The following is a 24,738-nucleotide window of genomic DNA, read 5'->3' as shown; positions in this document are numbered from 1 at the left end:
GCGCCGTGCTCGCATCGAGCGGTGCAATCAGAACGTTAAGCTATTCCCAATCATGGGGACATCGAATCGCCGCGCACCGAGCGCGCCCGGCCGCATCATCGCCGCCCGTGAAAGAACCACTCCCACACACCGACTGAACGTCACGTGACACGACTGGCCGACCCTTCCCCCTGGTCGAATGGCAGCCCAGACATGCGATCGCCCTCGACGATGTCCGGGTGAACGAACACGTCGAGGGCGACAGCGAATATTGGTTGACCGTGCTGGATCGACCTTCACCAGACCGGCTCGCGATCGGTCCGAGCCGGAATGGCGATTCGAACCATGCGGTCGCTAGAGCCCGATCTGCGAGAACCGCATCGCCTGACCGGTGTCCACGACGCGGAACTGACCGTCGATGCCAGAGACGGTCTTCGTGGCCGCCTTCAGCTGGGTCAACGCCTCGTTGTACTGCGTGAGCAACTTCATGATCCGGGTCTGCAGCTCACCGTTCGAGGTACCGGCATCACCCTGAAAGTTCTCCGCAAGCAGCTTGGCCAGCGTGTCGCGCTCACCTGCGTCGACCATCATGTTGTTGAGCACCTGGTCGGTACGGATGACCAGGCCCTCGACGGCATCGTAATCGTTCTTCAAACCCATTTTCCGAAACCTTTCCCAATTGTATTCTGGCGCTGATCCGGCATCAGAAATTCATGTTGTACTTGTTGACCTGCGACGCGTTCTGCTGATCTTCGCTATCGAAGCTCGCGCCGGCGGTGTTCAGCGCGTCGACGATCTCCATGAAGGTCTGATGCAGTTTTCCGCCCTTGTCGAGGGCACCCTGCATTGCCGCCTGGATGGCGTTTCCGGTCGCGCCCTGAACGGCGGGCGCGTACTCCATCTTGATGCCCTCGAGAATACCCATGTGATTCTTGAAGGTGTCGGCGTGCGTGAAGAACTTCTTGGCGGCTGCGTTGATCTCGGACGGGTCGCCGGTGTAGCCGATGGGCATATCTGTTCCTATCCTGTAAGGCGTTTATCTTGCCTCGGACGGATTCGCCGAGGACACTGACAGCGTGTGTGTCGAGGCGCGGCTCGGGCCATCGACGTCGACCACACCGATTACCGGGGGTTTCTGCAGTACCGGCACCTCCTGGGTTTCTCCGGGAACGACTGCCGCCGCCGGATCTCGGACTCTCGTCGTTCCGGTGACGTCCCGCGTCACGGGCGATGGCACCACACGGCCCGGCCCGTGCCCGGAGAAACCGCGGTGCCGCCCACCGACTTTCAGCGGGATCCGGAAGGGGCTGGTCACGGCCTCCCGCATATCCGGCTGCGCGATGCCGAGATCCGGGAGCGCCATGGCGAGACTCCAATCGAGCGTGACTACCAACTCGGATCGAGCGGCTGCTAAGAAAAACGGTAATTTATTCCCAACGTTGGGACGGACGCCGAAGTCAGATCTGCTGGGGCACCCAGGCCACCTGGACGAGGTCTCGGCGAGAACTCATGGGTTCCACGTAGATTCCCCGCCCCGGCGGTTGCTTGGTGGCTCGCACGTCGCTGATCAAAACGCCGTCGAGCTTCGATCCGTCCATGATCAGACCCGAGGAATTGAGGTTCTTCATCTGGCCGATCACGTTGTCGTACAGAGCGGTGTCCGCCTGTGCGATGTTGCGGGCCGCGATGACGTGCAGGCCGGTGTCGCGACCGTCGACCAGGATGTCCTTCAGCGGCTCCAGCGGGTTCATCGCACCACGTTGCGCGATCATGTGGTAGTCGTCGATCACGACGAAGACCTCGGGCCCGGTCCACCAAGACCGTTCCGCGAGCTGCCGAGTGGTCACGTTCTCCGGTGGACGCCGCGAGCGCATCTTCTCCACCAGTGCCGGTAGCGCCTCGCGCACGTCTCTCTCGTTGGTCACATGCCCGATGAGCATCTCCTGCGGCACCGTCTCCAGATGCCTGCGCCGGTAGTCGATCAGTAGCACACGCGCCTGTGACGGATCGTACTGCCGTTTAATGGAATCCAGCAGTGCGGCCAAGGTGGTGGACTTTCCGGACCCGGTCGAGCCGAGCACGATGAAGTGCGTCGAGACACTGAAATCGATCGTCGCGGGCCGCAGGTCGGATTCCCGGAGACCGAACGGCACAATCAGACGCTGAGCGAGCGTTTGCGGCGCCGGCCAGCCCATACGCACTTCATCCATGCCCACCTGCGGCGGAAGCAGTTTGACCTGCGGCGCGAGCCGGCCGGGATAGCGTTGGGAGATCTCGGCGATCGCGGCGGCGAGGCCCTCTGCGGCCGAGTCCGATTCTCCCAACCCGTCGATGCGCGGCAACGCCGTGAGCATGTGCAGGCCATCGGTCGATATGCAGCGGCCGGGCCGATTGGCGGGGATCGCCGCGACCACAGCGCGGTGGACATTGAAGGTCGTGTCGGCCAGGTCGCCCAGACGCATCTCGAGGCGAGTCTGCATCAGGTCCTTGATCGCGGGGCGAATAGCGATCCAGCGTGAACTGCTCACCACCAAGTGAATGCCGTAGTTCAAACCCTGCAGGGCGAGGGATTCCATCACGGGGGTGTATTCGTCGTAGTACGGGCCGTTCGTACCGAACCCGACGTCCCATCCGTCGATGACCAAGAAGACATCACCGTAGGGATCACGGTCGAGCCATGGCGCCCCACCCGGCCCGTCCCGCACCGTGCGGAACTTCCGGATGGTGTCGATACCGAACTCGGCGAACAGCGACTGCCTGCTCTCGAGCAGGTTCGTCACCAACGCGATCGTGCGCCGGATGCGATCGCCGTCCCTGGCCGCGGCGACCGATCCCACGTGCGGGAGATTCACCAACGACGACAAGCCGCCGCCGGAGAAGTCCAGGCAGTAGAACTGCACCTGTTCGGGAGTATGGGTCAGCGCCGCGGACAGGATGAACGACTGCAGCGCAGTTGATTTGCCGGACTGCGTACCGCCGACGATGGCCATGTGCCCGCCACCGCCGGACATGTCGACCGACCAGACGTCCTGACGCTGTTGACGCGGCTTGTCCACCAGCGCCAACGGCATCTGCAACGCTCCTTGGGGCACGGCGCGAATCATCCGCTCCAAGGTGGGCGGCGTGACCAGCGGCGGCAGCCACATCTTGTGAGCAGGATTTCCGTGCCGGGCCAGCTGCTGCAACACCGCTTCCATCACGGTGATCGACTCGCCGTCGGCGGCCTCGGCCGCTTCCTGGACGACCACCGGCTCGACCACCGCGGGCCGAGTGTCGGCGATATGCCCGGCGGTGAAGCGTTGCGGCGGACGGTATCCGCCACCGGGCCGTCGCGCGCGTTGCGCGGAGGCCGCCGACACCTGCGCGGGGGGAGAGTATTTCTCGCCCACGTACGCGGCCTGGAACCGCTGGAGGTCGCCGGAGCCGACCCGCAGATAACCCGCACCCGGCTTCTTCGGCAGGTGATAGGCGTCCGCGGTGCCGATCGCGTCGCGAGAGTCACTGGTCTGATTGGTGCGCAGCGCGATGCGGTAGGAAAGGTGCGCTTCCAGCTCACCCATCCGGTTGGCCGGCACTTTCTGCGACGCGAGCAGCAGGTGGATGCGCAGCGATCGGCCCAATCGGCCGATGGCTACGAAGAGCTTCGAGAAGTTCGGGTACTGCTCGAGCAATTCGGCGAATTCGTCGAGGATGATCAACAGCGTCGGCAACGGCCGCAGATCCGCACCCTGCTCCCTTGCCCGCTCGTAGTCGGCGACGCTGGCGAAATTGCCCGCGTCACGCAGAATGCGTTGCCGCCGCGCCATTTCGCCGTTGATCACGTCTTCCATACGGGTGACGAGGTCGGCTTCTTCTTCCATGTTCGTCACCACGGCCGTCACGTGCGACAGCCGGTCGAATCCGAGGAAGGTCGCGCCACCTTTGAAGTCGACGAGAAGCAGGTTCAAGACATCCGGGGAATGTGTCGCCACCGCCGAAAGCACCAGCGTACGGAGGAATTCGGACTTACCCGATCCGGTCGCGCCGATGCACATGCCGTGCGGGCCCATGCCTTCTTCGGCCGATTCCTTGATATCGAGATAGACCACACCGCCGGCCGGGTCGTGACCGAACGGAATGTTGAGACGTGCCCGGTCCTCGTCGCGACGCCGAATCCACACCTGCTCGACGCGAATAGCGCCGGGGTCGGCGACGCCGACCATCTCCTCCCAAGACGTGCCGCCGCTGGCCTGCTCGGCGGCAACCGCCTCCACCACGGTGGACAACCGGTACGGCGAAAGACTGCGCGCCATCGACGTCATCGCAGCGACGGACAGCGAATCGGCCATCCCGACGCGCCGCACCCCGCGCGGGGACACCTCGTGCAGCGAGCGGTCCTCGGTGACGGTGAAGCGCAGCGCGCGCGGGAGATTCTGCTCCGAGACCCCCAGCCGTAGCCACGTGCACCCATCGATGCCGGAGATATCGCGGTCGCTCGCGGGTCCGGCGACGTCGACGATCAGCAGGTAGTGCGTGCGATCCAGAGTGGGTTGCGAATTCGCCGAGAACGGACCGCGATTGAGCCCCGCGAGCACCTTGGTACGCAGCTCCGCGACGGTGCGGTACACCATCCGGCTGGAGCCGATGGCGTCGGTCTCGTTCGGATGCTGGGTGTGCGGCAGCCATTTCAGCCACGCCCATTCCGGTGCGTCCGGATCCGACAGCACTGCCGCGACGGCCACCTGGTCCGGACCGTGTAGCACCGCGACCTCGGCGATCATCGCGCGGATCAAGCCGGTCACCAGCTGCGGGTCACCGTCGATGCCGACCTGCGGCGCGGACAGCAGATTGATCGCGACGGGCATGCCGCCGACCGTGGAGTACGCCTTGGCGAAACGGGTCAGTTCGACGACGCCGACCGGGTCCAGATCGGAGGTGGGCGCGGCTTCGGGAACGATGACGCGCACCTGGTTGGCGATGCGCCCACGGCCGACTCGCACCCGCAGGAACTGCGGACTCGCGACCTGCACCTCCCACATCCGCTTGCCGCCGATCAGCCGGGCGATCTCGTCGGGACCGGGATGGGTGTAGCGCAGGAAGGCATACAGTTCGGCTTCCGCCGCGTGCACCGTCTTACGGTTGTCGGTGAGGCTGCGCAGGTAGTCCTTGCGTTCCTCGTTGAGGCTCGCCGCGCCGCCGGAGTTGCCCCCGAGCGCGCCGCCCATCATGCCGAACATCGACACCAGCATCATGGCCGGGAACATCAGCATCATCGGGTTCATGGTTCCGCCGCCGCGGAACATCATGACCATCATCCCGCACATGGCCGCCACCATGACCACGGGCATGATCATCCGAAGCCGCGATGCCGGAACCGGCCTGGGCAGCTCGGTCGGCGGCTGCAGCCGCAACTCGGTCACGGCGGGGGCCTTCGGACCGCGCACCGTCCGGGCGGGCCGGACGAATCGGCGAGTGCTGGTCACTACGAACCACCCAGCCCGGCGACGATCTTGTTGTTCGGAATTCCGTCGTGTTGAATGCGAGCTTCCTTCTGGGACAGAGCGGGTCCGACCGCGAACAGGGAGATGATGCTCCACGGCGCCGGGACCGGAGCCCGCAGTCCGAGGGCGATCAGGGAGGGATCGGTACCGCCGCTGCTGCTCGGATCGGCGATGATGCCGTAGCGGACGCCGCTGTCGGACACCCAGTAGAGCGATTCCCGCAGCGGAGACCCCGCTTCGGCGCCGGTGACCTGCACGAAACGGCCGGTGTCTCTTGGCAGGTACGCCGCGTCGGCGGTGGTGCCGCGCGACGCGGCGGAGGTCACCAGGTCCACCGCGCGCCCCTGCTCGTCTCTCGTGAGTGGCAATTGCCTGCCCACCAACAGTTCGGTGGTCGCGTTCGGATCGGTTCCGGTGCGCGCCCAATGCAAGCAGGTCACGCCGGACCGTTCGGGATCGACCAGGCGAATCGGACGGACCGGGTAGGACGCGGTGCCCGGCCATTGTCCGGGGCGCAGATTCGCCGCGATCACGTCGGGCCCCACCGCGCGAGTGGACACCGAACCTTGCGAGTCCGCGTTCCGGACCATCGCCGCCAACACGGTGCTGATCCGCACCAGCCCGGTCTGCGAGACGAGATAGTAGGAAGCCCCCTGATCCGGCGCCGACACGGTGAGTACCGACCCGACCGGCGTGGTGAATCCGTTGTTCAGCGTGATCGAATCGCCCTTGCCCGGCACGTCGGGCACGCGCAGCGGAGGGGCCTCCGGAATCGCGTTGACAAGGCCCTTGGAAGCCGCCATGACCGGAGCGGTCGAGTCGATGCCGAGCGCCATGGCCACCGCGGTGCTCGCGAGGTCGATCGCGGCGCGCACCACGCCCTTCTCGGCATCGCCGTACACCAGCCAGGTCGTGGTGTCGTCGCGCAGCAGGCGGGCCTCACCGTCACCCAGCGGGCGGTTGGCGTCGCCGTCCACGGTCAGCGGACCGCCGATCGCCGTGGTCCGCACCGCGGAGCGGCTCAAAGTCGGCAGGCCGGTCGAGGGGTTGACCGGCGCGGCCGCACCGGTTCGCGCCGTGTCACAGACCGTCCACGACGAATCCCTCTCGTCGGTGTCGACGATGCTGCCGGGCGCACCGGGAATGCCGACCCACGGCCCGCGCGGGTACTTCGACAGTTCGTCCCGCGAGACCTGCACGGGCTTGTCGGGAGAACCGACGATCAGCCGTGCCGAGGTGAGATTCAGTGCCGGGAACAGCCGGTTGTTCAACCGCACGAACAGCGCGCCGGTGTCCTTCTCCGCCACGATCTTCGAGTCCCCGACCTTCTTGGCGGGTTTGAAGAAGGCCAGCACGGCGGCGCCCGCGATGAGCACGCACGCGAGCGCGATGCCGATGGACAAGGCGGTCGAGCGACCACGTTGCGGATCATCGATCATCGACGCGTCTCGACGGACCAGCGCGTGCTCTATCCGGCGCAGCAGAAAACGCCAGCCGGAAATCTGGTGTTTCGTCACAACCCGGAAGCGCGCCACCGGTTCCCGTTCCTTCCGCCGCCCTGCCAACCACACCGTAACCAGCGGTCACAGCATGAATACGACCCCTATTCCCAACTCTGGGAATCGGATCAGCGGACGCCTCACACTCGCGTGCTCGGCGCCAAGCCCTCCAGCGCCGCGCTGACGTCGAACGCATCGATCGTCATGAGCTCTTCGTCGGTCATCGCGGCGATGTCGGCGTTCTCCCTGGTGAAGCGGTAGTCACGCTCGGCTTCGGCGGCCTCGATCACGTTGCGCACGAACCGGCCGTTACCGGCCAGATCGATCAGCCGCCGTCCGTTCTTGGTCTGCCCCGCCAACTCCTCGCAGCGCAGGCGCAGCACCTCTCGTGCCTGCTCGGACAGGATGGAGTCCTTGTTCCGCGCGATGTGCTCGGCGATCTGCACCAACTCGTCGGCGCCGTAGCTGGCGAACCGGATGCGCTTGGTGAATCGCGAGGCGAGGCCGTCGTTGGACGCGAGGAACCGATCGATCTGGTCCTCGTATCCGGCGATGATCACCACGAGCTTGTCCCGATCGTTCTCCATCCGCGCCAGCAGCGTGTCCACCGCTTCCTTACCGAACGCGTCGCCGCCGGACAGACCCTCCTGGATCAGCGTGTACGCCTCGTCGATGAAGAGCACACCGCCTAGCGCCGAGTCGATCAGCGCGTTGGTCTTGGGCGCCGTATGGCCCAGATGGGTGCCGACCATGTCGTTGCGGGACACCTCGATCACGTCGGCGTTCTCCACGACACCCAGGCCTGCGAAGATCTTGGCGATCACGCGGGCGATGGTCGTCTTGCCGGTACCGGGCGGACCCGAGAAGATCAGGTGCTGCGACTTCGAGTCCACGGCGAGCCCGCGCTTGGCGCGCACCTGGTCCATCAGCACGCCGGACTTGAGCCGGTCGACCTGTTCCTTGACCGAATCCATGCCGATCTGCGCCTGCAACAGGTCCGAGGCCTCCGTGAGGAGACTCTCGCGCTCCGCCCGCGCCGCCGTGGCGGCCGCCTCGCGCGGATCGTCACCCGTCTTCGGGTCCCACCTGTTGGTCCGGGACGCGATGAGTTCCGCGGTGGCGACCTCGAATCGGTACGACTTGTCCCGCACCGCGCGCTGCCATTCCTCGCGCTCGGGCCACAGCGCCGAACCCTGCAGCCCCTTGAGGACCTTCTCGGCGGCGTCGTGATCGCCGTTGTGCCGCATCAGCATGCCGAGCAGGAAGTGCGCGTCGGCCCAGATGTAGGACAGACTGCCCGAGGAACTGTCCTCCACGATCCGCTGCGCGCGCGGCATGGCCTCGCCGAAGCGGCCCAGGTGCGCCAGCGACTGAGCGGTCATCAATTCGGCGGCGATGTCGAGGAGGCCGTCCTCCAGTGACGGTCGCGCGGTGCGCAGGGAGAGCACCTCCGGCCACTGCTTGGTCCGGAAGTACAGCGACATGCGCACGAAGTCGGAGACGTCGTCACGAGGGACCTCGTCGAGAATCGCCGCTGCTTCCTGCCATTCACCGCCTTCGGCATACGAGCACGCCTGCGCGATGGCGATCTGGTCGCGGTCGGCCATGGCGACACGCAGTCCGTACATGCCGATCTCGACCTGGCACCACAGCGCGCGATCGACAAGCCCGGCCCGCTGCTGGTCGCGGTAGAGATTGTGCACCGAGCGGTAGGCGCCGTAGATCACCTCCGAGGTGACCTCCCCCGCCATGGCACGCCCCAGCCAGGCGTCGCACATGTCCGGGTCGAGATCGGTGGCGGCCCGAAACGCCGCCGCCGCATGCTGCTCGTTGCGCACGCCACCGGCGACCAACCCAAGATTCTGAACACCCGTGTAGAACGCGTCCTCGGCCGCTGACACTCGGACTTCCCTTCCGCCGATCTAGCCTGCTCGAACGATAGATTCCGGCGGTCACGCTCCGGACTCGGCAACTTCCCAATGGTGGGAAGTATGGCGCCGCGATCACCACGGTCATCACATGCCAATTTTGAACGTGCCGTCAGTTAACGGTATGTTTACCTCGGAGTCGGCAATCATCCGCCTGCAGACGACCCCTTCGGCGGCGGCTGGCCAGCCGCGATCCGGTCCCCCAGCCGCCGCGCGGCAGGTCACAAGGCTTTCGCAAAATTCTTACCGCTATTTAGGTGCACGCTATTGAACGTTCCGACAGAAGAGGGTACTGTCTGAACACAGATCGCCGGTCCCTCATCCCGGCGATCTGAACCCAAAAGCAACGGCCGGTGGCACCGGCAGGCCACCGGCCGTTGTGGGGGTTGGACACCAGAGCCGCAGCCTCGATGGTCTACGTCTACCACTGCCAACCTTCGGACTCGGCAACCCATTCCCGCATCTGGGAATGGGTTTTCTTGCGTCACGGGCCTTTTCGTTCAGGCGGAGGCGGGTCGACGCGATCGGACGCCGGAGCCGTTACCCGCGAGGACGCCGGGGGCGCGTCCGCGACACCGGCGCTCACCGCGCCGTTTCCTTCGGAACCCTTTTCCGGCACCGAACGCAGCGGCGGCCTCGTGGACGGCGCGTGCACCACGGCGGGAGCCTCCCGCGTCCGGCGTTTCTTGGCCCACGGAGTGGCCGCGGGCCGACGCACTTTCGGCGGAACCTTCGCGGGATGCGCCGGCTTCGGAACAGGATCCGACGCGCCCGGCGGTTGCCCCGCACGTCCCCAAGGAGTGGCCGCCGCGCCGGTCAGCGGACCTCCCATCTCGGGACTGTCAGGGGTGCGCGTGTCGACCGGGGGCACGTCGACGGCGGCTGCGGCGACGCCCGACTCGGAGCCGGCTGGGCGGACCTCGGAATCGAACGCTCCGCGTACCGGAACCTCGGGCGCCGCGTCGTGAGCGGCCGCCCTCGCGGCGTCCACGCCGTCCCGCGCGGATATGGCACGGGGGTTCGCGACTTCTGCCGGCCGGTCCGCGTTCGGGTTCGCGTCGTTCGGCGCGACGGCGGCGACCGGCGACACCTTCCCGGGATCCGATGCCGGATCACGAGGTCCGGTCCCGGCGGGTGCGGCCGACCGGTCGCCGGTCCGCTGCGGCGCACCCGCGCCGCCTCCGTTTCGGTCGGCCGCTCGTTCCCCGGTCGCTGCGGGGCTCGCGGCCTCGCGCATCGCGGCAGGGACGCGCGCATCACCGGTTCGGTGTCCGTCGAGGACGGTCGGCCCCGCCGCAGCGGCTGGACCGAAGCGCGCCTCGGGCTGTTCGCCGTGCCGGCGAATCAATTGCTCCGGGGTCGGTACGGGTCCGGGGGGAGAGCCGCCGGCCGTCGCGGTGGGCGGCACGTCATCGAATGGCGTCGATGTCGTGAAGTCGAGTGTCGAGACATTCTCCGCGAACGTCGCCGCGTGCCGCATGATGTCGTCGGCGTGATCGTCGAGCACTTTCGCGAAATGCTGCACCGCGTCCGGGTCGATGCGCAGCGGCGTGGGTTTTCCCGACGACGGGACGTCGAGCGCGTCGCGGGTGGCGTCGTAGACGATCCCCTTGACCATGTCATCGATGGCCTGCTCGAGCGGTTCGATCGCCTTGCCTATGACTTCGGCGACGATGTAACCGATCAGGTACTGCGCCATCTGCTCGCACAGCTTGCGCGCCGCGGCGGCGACCAGCGGCGCGGAGGGAGCGAGCGGCGGTGTGATCATGATCGAGGCGTAGGCCGCGGCCAAGGCGGCGAGTTCGGCCAGGACGGCCACCTTCACCGCGGTGATCACCGTCGCCGCCACCTCGAGTGCCTGCCCCACGAACTTGCACGCACTCTCGAGTTGCCGCATGTGCGTCGCACTCATGGTCGCCCACGTGGCGACGAGCTGCTGGTAGGACTCCCCCGAGTAGAACGCCCCCATCTGGTCTATCACGCCGGTCGCCGAGTCGTGCGTGCCCTGCACCTGCTCGGCGAAGGTCCGCACATGCCCGGCGAGGGCGCGTACGTCGTCCTCGTTGATGTCCGGGTACGGGACGCCGCAGATGTTGAGGAAGAGCGCGACCTCGCTGGGGATGTCTATAGCCACGCTGCGCTCTCCTCCCCGATCATCGGCTCACAGCACGCGCACGACGACGGCTTCGCTCGGCATACGCGACCACTTCACCGTCGAGCCGGTGTAGGGCGCCTCGATGACCATGCCGTTGCCGGCGGCCAGCTGCACATGCTCGGGCCCGCGCGTGCTGAATGATCCGGCGGGGAACACCAGGTCGCCTGGGCGCACATCCTCGGGATGCACGCGGACGCCGCTGTAGATCTGCTCGTACGTCGTTCGGGGCAGCACCACTTCGCCGTGACTGGCCTGGGCGATGGCGTACTGCGTCAGCCCCGAGCAGTCGAACCCGCCGCCGCTGGGTCCACCGGCGCCGCCCCCGCCCCAGACGTAGGGCGTACCGAGCCAGTCGCTGGCGGCCAGCACCGCGTTGCTGCCCTTCGTCCCGTCGGAGCGGACCGTGTTGTTGCGGCGCAGCCGGGAAGCGGACCTGGACCTCGAGCGCGTCCGTCGCCGCCTGCGCGGCGCACCGCCGTGCCGGGCCTGCCGGGTCGCCGGCGTCGCGGGCGGCATGATCTGCGCGGCCTGTTGCCGTGCGGCGGCGACATCGGCGTCGACCTGCTTGGTGGCGTTGGAAATGGTGGACTGCGCGGCATCGAGCAGCGCGGGACCGCTGAAGCGGGTATCGCCCACCGCGGCGATCGCCTGCATCCGGCTCTGGAAATCCGCGATGTGATTGGTCAGGCGGCCGCGGCCGTTGACCGTTCCGTCACCGGATTCGCCGACGGTCTTGCCGACGATGCTGTCCTTGCCCGCATGCGATTCCGCGATCGACAGCTGCATGCCCTGCGCCTCGCCGTAGCGTACGGCCACCGCCCCGGACGCGACCCGCAGATCGGCGGCGAGCGCTTGGGTCGCACTCGCCGCCTGGCCGGCGGGTTGGCCGTCGCCGTACAGCGCGAGCAGCGATCGGAGCACTCCGTCCAGGTCGTTCGTCAGTGCCTGCGCCATTCGACCGACTCGCCATCGCTCATCACCGACCGCCTCTCACACTCTTCTCGTTATTGTGTCGCCCGGACCGATCCGGCCGTATTCCCAATCCTGGGTGGGTAATCGAACTATGAACCACTTCCCAGAATCGGGAAGCGGAGACAATGGGAGAACTTCTGAGAGGCGGTGGCGGCGGCATGGTGACGACGGCGACGAATACCGAAGCCAAAAAGGCGGCGGTGTCGGCATCCGCCCCCCTGGCGAGCTACGCCTCCGAGGCCAAGCACTTCTGGCTGGTCGATTTGCACTGCCCGGCCGGTGCGTCGGAAGGGCTGCGCGCCTTCATCGCATTGGCCGACACCGCCATTCAGACCGCCGTGGACCTGCTCGGGCGTGGCATGACCACTCCACCGCCGAAGGTCGACGACCTGCTCAAGCCCGCGATCTACGAAACCCTCGGCAAGGGCGAGGCGGACGACGAATACCGCAAGACCGTCGACAAGGTCGAGGCCAGGCAGCTGAAGTTGCTGCAGATGGACGATCAGGTGGTCAAGACCTCCGTCACGGTCGCCGCCGAACAGGTGCAGGCCCTGCGGTCCATCAAAACCATCGTGACCGAACTGAACACGAAGCTGAAGGCCGCGGGCAGCGCCAAACTCAAGCCCGCTCAAGAGCTTCCCTTGCTCAAGGCGGTCGCCGCCGCCGTAGAGGCGGTCTACGACAAGGTCACCGCGATCGCCGACCTCAACGAGGACATGGCCAACGGCAAAGGAAAGGGCAACTCGAACGGCGGCGGTCAAAACGGCGGAGGGGGCACATCCGCAGGCAGCAGCGGTAGCGGCGGGGGTGGTGGTGACGGAGGACTGTCGTCGCTGCTGCCGATGCTCGCGATGCTGCCGATGGCGGCGATGCCACTGATCTCGCAGATACCCGAGATGATGCACAAGGCCGACGAGGACAAGGCGAAGAAGGCCGAGGAGAACGAGCACAAGGGCGCTCCGGGACAGCCGGGCCAGGCACCGCCGCCCGGTAATCAGGCCGCGCCCGCTGCCGCCCCGCCCCCGGGCGATCCGAACGCGCAACCGCCCGCCGCACAACCTGCCACCGCGGAGCCCGGGGGCGTCACCGCCGCCCCGGCGGCGAATACCGCACCGGCCGACGATCCGAACGCCGCCCCGGCGACGACCACGGCACCCGGCGTGATACCGGTTCGCCGGACCAGGGACCGCGCCGCGTCCGACCGGCCCGGCGGAGAGCCCACGCAGGATGCGGCGGTCGTCGACGATCAGGAAGCGGAAGCCGTCCCCGTCATCGAGGCGTAGCCAGATCCTGCGCCTATCCGGTCCGGCGAAGGCTGCGCCTGTTCGCCGATTCGGCACCGAAGGAAGCGGACTGCGCGCGGCCGGCGTTGCACCGATCGCGCACCTCGCGTGGACGCAGCTCAGCACCAGCGGGAACCTGTCCCGTAGGCGGCGCGGCGCGAGCGCCTTACCGACGATCGCTGTCCGCACGTCGGCACTGTGAGCGGGGCGCCGCCCCCGGTCGATCCATCGACACCGATCTGCCGCAGGCACAGCGCGATGCCGGACCTGCCGGAAGCGGTCCGCGAAGGGTTACACAGCCGTCACCGGAGCCCGTCACCCATTGCCGGACAGCCGCCTGGCGAATGTCCGCGGGCTGCCAAGACTCGTGCCGTCACCGGTCACGCGGCCGCATCGCCTCGCAAACGTGCCTCCCAGCTACGAACAGTTCGACGTCGAATCGGGAAGAGCAACTATCCGGGTCGCGTCAGGACGAGGGCCTGCCGCCACCCGGATGTGCCGCCTGCTCACCTATCGGGAAGCGTCGCTCACGACCGTTCCGGAGGCGCCACCGCCGGCGGTGGCGTCGAGGGCGCGGCCACGACGGCAGGCGGCGGCCCTCCGGCGACTTCCGGTGCGGTGACCGACGGAACCGAGACGGGCGGGGCGACGCGCTCGGGCTGTACGGCGGTGGAGACGGGCGCCGGGGTCGAGACGAACTGCGGGTGCAGCGTGATCTGTTCATGGGCATAGACGGCGTCACGCAGCGTCTGCCTGGTCGGCTCGTTCGCCAGCAGCAGGACCAGTTCGTTGCAGCGCCGCTCGAAGACCATGCCGCGCAACGGCGAAACCCCGGCGTCCAGTCGCAGCTGCCCGATCTCCACCCGGCCCACGTCGACCCGCTGCCCGAGCATCGACGCCGCCAGCAGGTCGTCGGCGTCGCGCAGTTCGTCCCACAGCTCGCGCGGCACCGGCCTTCCGGCTTGCAGGTCGGCCAGGATCCGTTCCCGGACCCGGCGCGACGCGGCGGCTTCGGCGGGTACCGATCCGGACCGGCCGACCTGCCCGTGGGCGTCCACGGCCAGTTCCACACAGCGCGACCGCACCTGGGTGTCCGGTACCGACGAAACGTGTTCCAGGCCCGCGATCGAACCGGTCAAGCCGAGACGATCCGCCGTATCCGGGGTGAACTCGCGCAGGTCGACGTCGTAGGACGGGCTGACGAGCCCCTCCATCGCCGCTTCTCCGAATCGTGAGCGCAAGCCCGGATCGATCGGCCCGGACGAGACGAGGGCCGACAGATTCGCGTTCGCCTTCGCGCCCCAGGCGAGGCCGAATTCGGCCAGCACTCGGGCCGGGTCGGTGACGCCCTCCCATGGCGATCCCGCGCCGTCGTCGGCGGCGAGCAACTCCTCCCAGTTCCACGGAGTGGAGACCTCGCGTGGCAGGAACAACCCGGCGGGCAACCAGCCGCGGCCTTCGTTCGACGTGATGAAGACGCCCGTTCCCCCGGGACCCCGCATCACCGCGACAGCCCAGGCCATGCCCACCGGCGAGTCGACGGCGGCGAGAACGCTGCCGAGCAGTGTCTTGGCCAGCACCAGGTCGTCGTTCACCTGGCCGCCCACCACGTACGCGGGTTCGGCCTCCTTGTCCTTCGCCGAGGCGACGGCGGCGGCGAACGGGCTCGCGACCGGCACCGGCATGGGCGGCATGTCCGTTCGGCCCGTCGCGCCGCTGGGCGGCTGCGTGGCGGCTCGATCGTCCGGGGTCGCGTTGAGCGGGCCGACTCCCGCGGGCGGCATGCCCCCTGTCGTCGGCGCTGTGACGCCGGTGCTCGCCGGACCACCCGATGTCGTCGTGCCGGCCGCGTTCGGCGAGCCGGTGCCATTGGTGCCTACCGAATCCGTCGGCGCGGCGGTCGCGCCGGGCATACCCGTACCCGTCGTCGGCGATGTCCCGTTGGGTCCACCCGGCGAAGTACCGAGCGGGCTGTCCTGGACCTGGGCGCCGTCCGGTCCGGCGGAGACGGGCCCGGTGGAAACTGGCTGGGCCGTGGGATCGGCCGTCGCCGGACCATCACCGGGCGCGGAGACCGACGGAGCGGTCGGGGGGTGTGAACCGAACGGATCGGTCGTGGTTCCGACGGGCCCCGTCGGGGATGGCTGATCGGTTACGCCACCCACCTGGCGGATGTGCTGGGCGAAATCCTCGTCGGATTGTTCGTAGGCGTTCGCGGACGCGCGCAGCGAGTCAGCGGTGCGGTCGTGTTCGCTGGCCAGCGCCTCACCCGCCCGTTGCCGGGCGTCGTAGTACCGTTCCAGCGCTTCGTAGACCGGATAGGCGATCTTGCCGTAGGTGGGCAGGAAGTTCGCGAGCCATTCCGTGGGCGGTTTGGCCCATTCCCTGGTGTCGTGCGCGACCCGGTCGTGCTGGTCGGCCAGCTGACGCAAAACGGCAGGGTCGATTTCCATGCTGTTCGGCATGCTCGATCAAATCCTTTCCCACCACACGTCCCCCTATTGTCGATTCTTCCCAGAGGTGGGGAGTGCGAGACGGTTGCCCGGTGCGCGGTCGCTCCAGGGTCGGTATGCGGCGACGTGTTACTCGACGCGGCGTTCGGCTTCCGCTCAGCGGCCCGGCCCCGCCGTGATGGTCGGTCGCCGAGCGGGCTCGGCGGGGGCGGGAGCCGGTGCGACGAAACCCGGGTGACTCACGATCTGCGCGTGCGCGTACACCGCGTCGCGCAGAGTCTGCCGAGTCGCCGCCTCAACGAGCAGCAGCACGAGTTCGTCGCACCGCCGCTCGAAGACCATGGCGCGCAGCGCGCTCATCTCCGATGCGTGCCTGCCGTCGGCCTGGTCGGCGCGCAGCTCCCCCAGCGCAACTCTGGACACATCGGCGCGGTGCGAAAGCATTGTCGCCGTGAGTAGGTCGTCGGCATCCCGAAGCTCCTCCCACAATTCCTGCGGCACCTCGCGGCGCTGCCGCAGTTCGCCGAGGATCCGCTCGCGTGCCGCGGGCGCGCCCAGCGCGGCAGGCGAGCCGAGACCGGCCTTGTGGACGCGAGCGTGCGCGTCCGAGGCCAACTCCCAGCATCGCACTCCGATCTGCGACTCCGGTGTTGCCGCCGCCCGCCGTACCAGCGCCGCGGCCCCGACCAATTCGAGGCGATCGGCCAGACTCGGCTTCGGTGCGCTGAAATCCATCGCCGACGAGGCGGCCACTTCGCCCTCGATCGGCACGTCACCAAGCTGCCGTCGCAGATCCGCGTCGACGTCCGCCGAGGAGGCGATAGCGGTCAGCCGTGCGCCGGACCTGCGTCCCCAGGCGATCCCGAACTCCGCCAGCACGCGTGCGGGATCGGCGACGCCCTCCCACGCGTTCTCGGCCACCTCCCACACCCACGGTGTGGATAGCTCACGCGGCAGGTAGAGCCCCGCCGGTATCCAGCCGCGGCCCTCGTTCGAGGTGACGAACGCGCTGATGCCGCTGGGATGGCGCATCACCGAAACCGCCCAGCCGAGCCCGAGGACGGCATCACCGCCCGCCGCCAGCACCCCGCTCAACAGCGTGCGGGCCAGCACCAGATCGCCGTCCACCCGCTCGCCGAGGACGAATGCCGGGGCGGCCGCCGACGTCATGGCCGCACCGACCACAGTGCGCATCGACTCGTCGCTGTCGTCCGCGCCGTCCTTACCCGCGTCGGCGCGCTGCTCGGTCCGTTCCGGTGGCTGCGCTTTGGCGGCGCCGCCCGCACCCGGCGGCGGTCCCGCGCTAGCCGCCGTGATCTTGGGGGCGGCGACCGGCCCGCGCGATTCGCCGGGCGGAGGAGCGGTCTGCTTCGCCTGTACTTGCGGAGGGGGACCGGAGCCGGCCTGTGCCGCCGGCGCGGAGACCGCCGGTCCAGCGGGAGCGGCCGAGGCAGCCGGTGCGAGCGGTGCGAACGGTGCGAACGGTGCGGTGGAAGCAGGCGCCGCGACAGGTGGCGGAAGGATCAGCGGCGGCGGCACCGACGTACCGGGGTCGGCCACGGACGCGGAGGAACCGGTGAACTGCTCGGGCGCTGCGGGGTCGTGCGATTCCGCCGCCGAGACGGTGCCGGAGCGGTCCGGGGTCGCGGACTCGGCCGCCTCGGCCGGGACATCGGGATCGCTCCGATGGGAATCCCGCGCGTCCGGACCGGCCGAATCCTGAGTATCGCTGTCCACCGGGGCATCCCTGCCCGGTGCGATGTGCTCGGTGCCGGTGACCTGCCCGCGCGGCGGAACGCCCGCGGCGGGCAGACCGTGCCCCTCCTCCAGGCCACCGCCCGGCGCGGTGTTCACCGGGACAGTCGTCGCTTCGCCGGGGATGTACTGATCCGGTACCGGGCCGGTCGACGGCGGACCGGAGCTGTCTTCGGTGGCAATGGGATCGGGTCGCTCCCCGAGCGGATCACCGGGCAACAGCGGGCCGAACGGATCGGTGGTCACCGGTCTGTCGTCGACATCCTCCGGGAGCATCGCAACCGGGAAATCGTCCTTCGGCCTATTCGTCCGCGGCGAGCCGTCATGTCGTGGATTGCCGGAGTGGTCCTTCGCGGGCCGGTGCTGGTGATGGACGTCCCCGCTGTGGTCGTCCGCACTGCGGTGGCCCGGCTCCCAAGGCCCCGGCTGCCCCAGCGCGTCGGCGATCAAGCCCAGACTCGGCAGGCCCTGCGGGCTGATCGAACCGAGCGCCGCGCGAACGACATCCTCCACGTCGTCCCTGGCGGCGGCGATCATGCCGGGGATCCGGTTACGGAGGGCCTGAGCATCGGATTCGTCCTCTTCCGCCGCGGCCGCGCGTCTCGTCGCGTTGATCCGCGAGGTGGTCTCCTCGACGATGTCCAAGATCTTGTTGCGGGTCCGATACACCAGGTCGGAAAAATCCCGGAAGGTGTCCGCCGCGGCCTCGAGCGCGTCGGCGAACGCCTGCGGGTTCATCCGCTGACGCAGCATGTCGTCCTTGATCGGTTGCAGACCGGCACTGGAGCGGGCATGTTCGTCGAAGCCGCGGCGTTTGCTCTCGGCGTCGAGCAAGTCCAGTGCCCCCGCGCCGTCTCGCGCGAGACGTTCCAGCGCACTCCAGTCCCCCGGCGAGATCGCCGGCCAGTTGTCGCCGACGATGGCGTCCCAGTACGGACTGTGGCGCTCCGGTTCCATCAGCGAGTCAGATGGATTCGGTGCGGCGACGCACCGCAGCGGCGCCTGCGCGATCGGCGTCGGCGTGGGTGTAGGACACTTGGGCGGTGACCTGCGTCGTCGCGTCCACGCGGCGGCCGTTGGCCCGAACCGCGCGCTCGAACGTCGTCTTGATCCACTGCGTGTGCGCCACCAGTCGCCGGTCGATCTCCGATTCCGGTCGCCGTGGCGCGACGAAACCATCACTGATCTGCCCGACCTGGCCGCCGATCGTGGCGATAGCGGTCCGGAACTTGTGCGCGGCGGCGACCACCTCGTGCGGGTCGTCGGTATCGAATGCGTCGGTCATGTCGCTGTCCTGTCTCGCCGTTGCGGCGGTCGGCAACTCAGGTGTCGCGTCGGAACTCGGATTCCTCCATGGCGCGATACGACGCCTCGGTCGGAAGATCGAACGAGTCGATCGTGTAGGAACGGGTCCCCTTGAACTCCATCTCGGCCCGCAGCCCCACGCGCGACTTCGCGTGCGCCAGCCGCGCGAGCTTCACGATTTGGGACGCCAACCACTCGTCGCCGTTGTCGCGGGCGTCATCGGTGATGTACAGGCCGATGATCTCTCCGTCCCGGTCGCATCCGACGCCGACGGTGTGGTCGGGGTTGAACACCTCGTAGGTCATGTTCCGCCAGTCCGGTGCCGCGGCCTCCGGCTGGTCGTCGTCATCGAAGTCGTAGTCGTCCACCTGGATCGGGTGCATGTCGGTCATCGGCTGGTCTCCGAGAATCGTTCGCCGGGGCGGGAATCGGTCAGGTAATCGGAATCGTCGGTGACCGATTCCAGGCGCGCCGCCAGCGCGGACCAGGCGGCGTCCTCGATACGCATGATCTGGCGCAACTGCCAGAACCGGGCACCGAGATACAGCTCCCCCGTGCCGTCCGGGGCCACGTCCAGATGGTCGGGACCTTCGGTGGCCGGGTTCAACGTCACCGCCGTCACCGGCGGGCGGGTGTCGTCGACGTTGACCAGGGTCGCGCCGCCGCCCGGAATGAAACTCTGCCGCAACCGGGCGCTGCTGCCGATGGCGACGTCCGCGCTGTTGGTGGTGATCGTGACTTCCGGATTCAACAGCAGTTGCAGCACCCAGGACCGGGCCGTCTGCTCCGGGCGGTCGGCGTTGATCGCGATCGTCAGGGTCGCCGCCAGGTCGACCACCAGTACCGCGTCCGTGGTCGTGACGCCGGCGATCACCAGACGCCGGGCAGTGCCGACCGGGTACGGCAGGTCGTCGGCGGCCAGCGACACCACGTCCGCGCCGACACCGCCGCCGGTGGCGGGATGCGCGGAGACGGTTCCGGTGGCGACGTCGATCGTGTAGGCGACGATCGTCTCCGAGATGCCCTCCGCCACCCCGGCCAGCCGGACCAGCCCCTCGTCGTGCAGCCATCGGACGGTGTCGGCGACGGTGACGTCCGGGGCGGGCTCGGTCATCCGGATTGCCCCGAAGCGGTGGCGACCGGCTCGGTTCCCTCGATGGGCGTCTCCATGACGCTTTGGTACTGCCGCGCCGCATCGGCGGTACTCTCCCGGATGGCGGCCATGATCTCGGCTACCAGTTCCGGGCCGGTGAGGCGCGCGGCGGTCCCCGGAGCGAGGTAGAGATCGGTCAACTTGCCCATCGCGTCGACCTCCGGGATGACCGCGCCGCTCGGCGACGGCCTGCGGGCCCGGATGTTGTCGATCTTCTCCCGCATCTCGGCGATCCGGTGCCGGAGATCGCGGGCGGCGTCCAAGGCCGCCTGCACGTCCGGGTGGATGGAACTCACGACTCCACCTCGCTGTGCTCACTCATGCGTTACCTCCGGGTTGGGAAGGATTCTGGTTGCTCGGTGCGGGCGTCGGGGGGGTGACGGTCGGGGCGATGGTCGGCCGTTCGCCGATCACCGCTTCGGTGTGCGGCGTGTCGTCGACATACATCAAGCGGTCGGGATGCCACGCCACGACCCGGTTGCGGTCGTTGTTGCTGCCCGAGTTGCCCATGCCCGGCGACATCGGCATGTACGGCATCATCGGCGAACCGCCGCGCGCCGCAGTGGCGTTGGCGGCCGACGAGGTACCGAGGGGTTCGATGACCGATGCGCGCGGCATGCCCGACCCCAGGGTGGCCGCCGCAGCCACCGGCAGGGCGGTCGCCGCGACGGTTTCCGCCTCGATATCCGGGATGCCGAGGCCAGGGCTGCCCGACGGCATCCCGCTCGGGCTGCCCGTACCGAGCCCACTCGGGATGCCGAGGTCGTCGTAGCCGTACTCGTCGAGGCCGTAGTCGTCGGTGACGTCCGACGCGTCCGACTGCCCGAGCTGACTCAGCGGCATTCCGGCCGAGGCCATCGCGCTCATCAGGGCGGGCAGCATCTGGGTCAACGCGCTGGAGTCGCCGCTGCCGTCGCCCTTTCCCGCGCCCTCACTGGCACCTTCACTCGCTCCGACCTTGGAGCCGACTTCGGTGGAGTATCCGGTGATCGTCTCCGCCGAACGAGCGTTCTGCTCGTTGAATTTCGCCAAGGCGGCCTGGATGCCGAGTTCGTTCTTGGAGCGCATCGCCGCGATCAGCTCCTTACGCGCGGCGATGATCTCCTCCGGCGTGGGATGTTTGGCCTTCGCGGTGCGGAACGCGTCACTGTAGGTGTCGATTCCGTCGGCCAGCATCCCCAGACCGGTGCCGAGCTGGTCGAGCCACCCGCGGCGCCGGCCGAGTTCGGTCGCCGCCGCGGTGCCGACAGGTTCCCAGTGCTGCATCGACTTCGTAGCCGAATTCACTCCCTCGATGGCCGCCAGGTGGGGGCCCCCGGCGAATTTGCGTAGCGCGTCCGCGAATCCCTTCGCCGCACCGGGCCCGGGACCCGAGTGCAGCTGCTGGGCGAACGTCAACGGGTCGACCGCGCCGCCCGCGACAGGGAACCGCAGCGCGGGCGGGCGCCGCTGGCCGATCTCCTGTACATCGCCGACCGGATTGGCGAGCAGCTCACCACCGCTGCCGTTGATGGTCCGTGCGCCGCGGTCGTCGGCCGCGGTGTAATCGGCGGCTGCTGCGCCGATGTTGTACGCGGTGCGCTGGATATCGGTGAGAACACCGGCCATTCCGTTGAGCAGCGATGCTGCCTGCGCGTTGAGCTGCGGCACCGCGGCAGCCGAGATCGGGTCAGCGCCCGCGGGCACGACCCATCCGCCGGGGATCGCGGCCCCCGTGTCGCGCGCTATCGCGGCGAGTTTCGATGCCGCAGCGACGAGTTCCTGCGGATCCACATTCAGCGCCATCGCGACCTCCTCTCCTCATCCGCCGCTGTCACATTGCTCGCACGATCAGCCCGCCGCGACAACCGGCATTGCCGCGGCCGCGGACTGATCGGCCGAGCCCGGCGTCGTCGGGGGCGCGCCCCCGTCTGCCGGCGCGGTCATTTCGATGCCCTTCGGGTGCACGAACCCGGTGAAGCTACCGAATTCTCCAGCCTTATCGGTCATCTCCGGCGGGTTGCACGGCTTGAGCTCGCCGTCGACGATGGCCTCCAGCGTGCCCGCGCCATCCTCGGAGGGGAATACCACGAGGATCGCGGTCCGCTTCTCCCATACGGCGACGTCCCCGGTCATCAGCTGGAACGGGTCGACGGGAGTGCCGATCTGCTTCTTGTCCGACCACTTCGCCGACGTCTTCTCGTACGCCTTCTGCGCGTCGGTGGCGCTGCGGTTGCCGAACGCCGCGTCCAGGGCTTGGGCGACCATCGCGGAAACCTTCTGCGTGCGTCCGTCGGGGAAGGTGTATTCCACACTGCCATCGGCACCCGGGGTACGGCCCGGCGCCACCGTGGGTTGCGTGGAAGAGGTTGTGCCGGTGGGCGTCCCGGTGTGCTGTGTCGCCGGAGCCGTCGTGGACGGCTGCGCGACCGCGGGCTGGGCCGTAACCGGCGGCGCGACCGGCGGCGGAGCCACCGCATCGAGCTCGTCGTCGTAGCGGCTCGGATCCAGGTCCCTGCGACGACTGTTCAAGTCCTGATCGGCCATGTTCCGCATCATCGCCTGCTGCATCATCATCGGCAGCATCGAACTCATCATGTCCATGCCGGAACCCATCGGCGACGCGACGGGGGTCTGCGGCACGTTCGGCGTGGTGGGGGTCGTCGCGCCCGGCGTGGTCCCGGTGGGGTCGAGGCTGCTCGGCGTCTGACCGGTCGAGCCGGGGCTACCGGGGGTGTCCAGATCGGGCAGCGTCGTGCTGGGACTGGTCGGGTCGTCGAGATCGTCCAGGCCAGGGGGGAAGTCACTGTTGTCCACGGCCGGCGGGATCGTCGGGTCGGGGGTGCCGGGCGTGCCAGGGGCCGTCGGCCAGTTCGACCCGTCGACGGGAGGTGGAGTGCCCGCCGGGTTGTTCGCCGCCGCCTCCAGTTTCTTTATCTGATCTTGCAGGTCCTTGATCATCTTCGTCTGATCGTCGATATTACCTGCGACGTCACCCTGCCCTTTTGCGACCTTCTCGAGCTCGGCGTTGGCACTGTTACAGGCGTCGGTGATCCAGATCCAGTGATGGTCGTCTATTTTTATCCCGTCGACGGGCGCAATAGGCGCCATCGGTATGACTTTTTCATCGATCACTTTATTGATTGCTTTTCGTCCCGCGTCGGACCATTTGGCGGAGTCTTCCACCCACTTCTTCACCAGCACATCGAGGGTCTCACTGACATCGCTGTACGCTCTGTTCAATTTCACCGCCACATCCGCGTAGTTCGTGAAACTCCCGACAGAACCCTTCGGGGCGACTTGTTGCACCTTCGGCGGTTCCGGAGGATCGGGCCGGTCGTCTTTTCCGCAAGTGGCATAACTATTTTTGAAGAAATTCCAGAAGTCTTCGAAGCGATGCTCAGTGAACGTCGAGTGGACCCACGCAGGATTGTAATTGCCGGTCTTTATCTGCTCCCGATCCGGCATCAGCATATCGTTCGGCTTGTCCACAGAGTTACTCCTCAGACAAAGCTGAACGTTGTGGAGTCATTGAGAATCTTGGTCGGAAGATTTTGCTCGTATACCTTCGCTGACTTATCCGGTCCAGGCGGTTTGGGATGGAAGAGGTCGTATCCCCTACTGGCAAGGAGGTTGCCGGCACCCGCGGCCGCCGCACCCGCACCCAATCTGGGCATACCCGCTCTCGCGAACGCCAGTCGATCTGCAAGTCCACCGTAACCTCGCCGTGTCAAGAGCTGCCCTGCGTCTCGGAGACTCCCGCCCAACGCCCTGAGCCCGCCGCCGGCCAGACCCCTCGTTGCGCCACCGACCACACCACCGGGTATCGCACTGAAAGCGGCACCGATCAATCCGGCCTGCAGGCCTTCCTCGAAGGAACCTCGCTCGATACCGGTCCAGACGCCACTGACCGCACCACCGAGTATCGCGGAACCGACAGGGCCACCGAACGCGAACCCGACACCGCTCGCTACACCCGATGCGACATCTTTCCATTCGAAACCGAACATACCCATGCGATTTCACCTATTCGACGCGCAGTGAGTTTCCCATCGAGCCCGGCCGGGGATTGTCGCCGCAGGTAGGCGCAATGAGACGACCGCGGTCTGCGGCTGCATCTCGACCATGCTCAGGGTTCCTCTCGACATCACCATTGTCGAGGATTCCCACCGATGGGAACGGAGATCTCGACCGGAACGGCCAGGATGATAGCCGTGGACGTACACTGTCGTCCACTAATCGCCGTTGCTATCAAGGCCTTTCCAGCCACCGGCGACGAACGGAGGAGATAGTGCAGATGAACTTCCGCCTGCTGCTCCAACGTGCCGCAGCCCTACGTATCCCGTTTGGAACCGGGGGGGAATGATGACCACCGCTGAGGTTTGGCCCGGAGAGAAGGCCGAGGCGGCTCCGGCACCCGTGACGCCGTGGTCAGATCGGCCGGGCAGTCCACGCGCGCGCCAGGGGTCGACCGCACCTGCACCGCCGGGTACTCCGTCGCCCGGGCCTGCGCAGGCGGCTTCCGACCAGCCCGGCCAGTCGAGTAGCGCTGCGCAACCGGGTCAATCTGGACCGTCGAGCCAGACCGGACCATCTGGGGTGCCGAATGTTTCGGGCGTGCCGCTGCCGGGGCAGTCTGTCCAGCCGGGGCAAGCTGGTGCGCCGGGTGTTTCGGGTTCGCCTCAGCCTGGTCAGGGTGCGCCGGTTCCGGGTGAGGGTGTGCCGGGTGGTGTGGTGGCTCCGCGGGTGGAGCAGGCGCCGGGTGCGGGGTCGGGTGGGGGTGGGGAGGAGGAGCCG

Annotated in this window: 16 protein-coding genes; 1 reads left to right on the top strand and 15 read right to left on the bottom strand. The window is 67.9% G+C overall.

Annotation, left to right across the window (positions count from 1 at the left end; all coding sequences use genetic code 11):
- Positions 1 to 333: 333 nt before the first annotated feature.
- From ABZ420_RS04485 to ABZ420_RS04455, 7 genes are all read right to left on the bottom strand, one after another.
- Positions 334 to 639, bottom strand: a complete 306-nt coding sequence (locus ABZ420_RS04485; RefSeq protein WP_357117018.1) for a hypothetical protein — start codon at positions 637 to 639, stop codon at positions 334 to 336.
- A gap of 43 nt (positions 640 to 682) precedes the next feature.
- Positions 683 to 991 carry a hypothetical protein gene (locus ABZ420_RS04480; protein WP_357117016.1) on the bottom strand — a complete coding sequence of 103 codons (309 nt, stop codon included), beginning with the start codon at positions 989 to 991 and terminating at the stop codon, positions 683 to 685.
- Positions 992 to 1,436: 445 nt separating this feature from the next.
- Positions 1,437 to 5,441: a type VII secretion protein EccCa gene (gene eccCa, locus ABZ420_RS04475; RefSeq protein WP_357117014.1), complete on the bottom strand. Its 4,005-nt coding sequence runs from the start codon at positions 5,439 to 5,441 to the stop codon at positions 1,437 to 1,439.
- Positions 5,441 to 6,994 (bottom strand): type VII secretion protein EccB, encoded by a 1,554-nt coding sequence (gene eccB / locus ABZ420_RS04470; RefSeq protein WP_357117012.1) that lies wholly within the window; start codon positions 6,992 to 6,994, stop codon positions 5,441 to 5,443. The genes eccCa and eccB overlap by 1 nt, the downstream gene beginning before the upstream one ends.
- 104 nt (positions 6,995 to 7,098) lie before the next feature.
- A complete protein-coding gene (eccA, locus tag ABZ420_RS04465) occupies positions 7,099 to 8,859 on the bottom strand; it encodes a type VII secretion AAA-ATPase EccA (RefSeq protein ID WP_040865457.1) in 1,761 nt (586 codons plus the stop codon).
- Between the two features lie 511 nt (positions 8,860 to 9,370).
- Complete coding sequence (locus tag ABZ420_RS04460; RefSeq protein ID WP_357117010.1) at positions 9,371 to 11,020, bottom strand: hypothetical protein; 1,650 nt, start codon at positions 11,018 to 11,020, stop codon at positions 9,371 to 9,373.
- Positions 11,021 to 11,047: 27 nt separating this feature from the next.
- The gene (locus ABZ420_RS04455) at positions 11,048 to 11,995 is read right to left on the bottom strand and encodes a C40 family peptidase (protein ID WP_357117008.1); all 948 of its coding nucleotides are present in this window, start codon (positions 11,993 to 11,995) and stop codon (positions 11,048 to 11,050) included.
- A gap of 143 nt (positions 11,996 to 12,138) precedes the next feature.
- Here ABZ420_RS04455 and ABZ420_RS04450 point away from each other — a divergent pair, with 143 nt between their 5' ends.
- Positions 12,139 to 13,296: a hypothetical protein gene (locus tag ABZ420_RS04450; RefSeq protein WP_357117006.1), complete on the top strand. Its 1,158-nt coding sequence runs from the start codon at positions 12,139 to 12,141 to the stop codon at positions 13,294 to 13,296.
- A 527-nt stretch (positions 13,297 to 13,823) separates the two neighbouring features.
- On the opposite strand, the gene ABZ420_RS04445 is transcribed toward ABZ420_RS04450, so the two are convergent.
- The 8 genes from ABZ420_RS04445 to ABZ420_RS04410 form a co-directional block, all read right to left on the bottom strand.
- Complete coding sequence (locus ABZ420_RS04445) at positions 13,824 to 15,761, bottom strand: type VII secretion target (protein WP_357117004.1); 1,938 nt, start codon at positions 15,759 to 15,761, stop codon at positions 13,824 to 13,826.
- A gap of 144 nt (positions 15,762 to 15,905) precedes the next feature.
- On the bottom strand, positions 15,906 to 18,461 hold the full coding sequence (locus ABZ420_RS04440) for a hypothetical protein (protein WP_357117002.1): 2,556 nt from the start codon (positions 18,459 to 18,461) through the stop codon (positions 15,906 to 15,908).
- A 7-nt stretch (positions 18,462 to 18,468) separates the two neighbouring features.
- On the bottom strand, positions 18,469 to 18,789 hold the full coding sequence (locus ABZ420_RS04435; protein ID WP_040865452.1) for a hypothetical protein: 321 nt from the start codon (positions 18,787 to 18,789) through the stop codon (positions 18,469 to 18,471).
- Positions 18,790 to 18,826: 37 nt separating this feature from the next.
- Positions 18,827 to 19,201: a hypothetical protein gene (locus ABZ420_RS04430; protein WP_357117000.1), complete on the bottom strand. Its 375-nt coding sequence runs from the start codon at positions 19,199 to 19,201 to the stop codon at positions 18,827 to 18,829.
- On the bottom strand, positions 19,198 to 19,923 hold the full coding sequence (locus ABZ420_RS04425; protein ID WP_357116998.1) for a hypothetical protein: 726 nt from the start codon (positions 19,921 to 19,923) through the stop codon (positions 19,198 to 19,200). Before ABZ420_RS04425 ends, ABZ420_RS04430 begins: the two co-directional genes overlap by 4 nt.
- A complete protein-coding gene (locus ABZ420_RS04420; RefSeq protein WP_040865450.1) occupies positions 19,920 to 20,258 on the bottom strand; it encodes a YbaB/EbfC family nucleoid-associated protein in 339 nt (112 codons plus the stop codon). The genes ABZ420_RS04425 and ABZ420_RS04420 overlap by 4 nt, the downstream gene beginning before the upstream one ends.
- 22 nt (positions 20,259 to 20,280) lie before the next feature.
- Positions 20,281 to 21,747, bottom strand: a complete 1,467-nt coding sequence (locus tag ABZ420_RS04415; RefSeq protein WP_357116996.1) for a PPE domain-containing protein — start codon at positions 21,745 to 21,747, stop codon at positions 20,281 to 20,283.
- Positions 21,748 to 21,792: 45 nt separating this feature from the next.
- On the bottom strand, positions 21,793 to 23,433 hold the full coding sequence (locus ABZ420_RS04410) for a hypothetical protein (protein ID WP_357116994.1): 1,641 nt from the start codon (positions 23,431 to 23,433) through the stop codon (positions 21,793 to 21,795).
- Positions 23,434 to 24,738: the final 1,305 nt, after the last annotated feature.

It is taken from the genome of Nocardia sp. NPDC005745, from assembly GCF_040630775.1.
Lineage (GTDB): Bacteria > Actinomycetota > Actinomycetes > Mycobacteriales > Mycobacteriaceae > Nocardia.
Note: the sequence above shows the minus strand (reverse complement) of the source record. Positions and strands in the feature narration are given on the sequence as shown.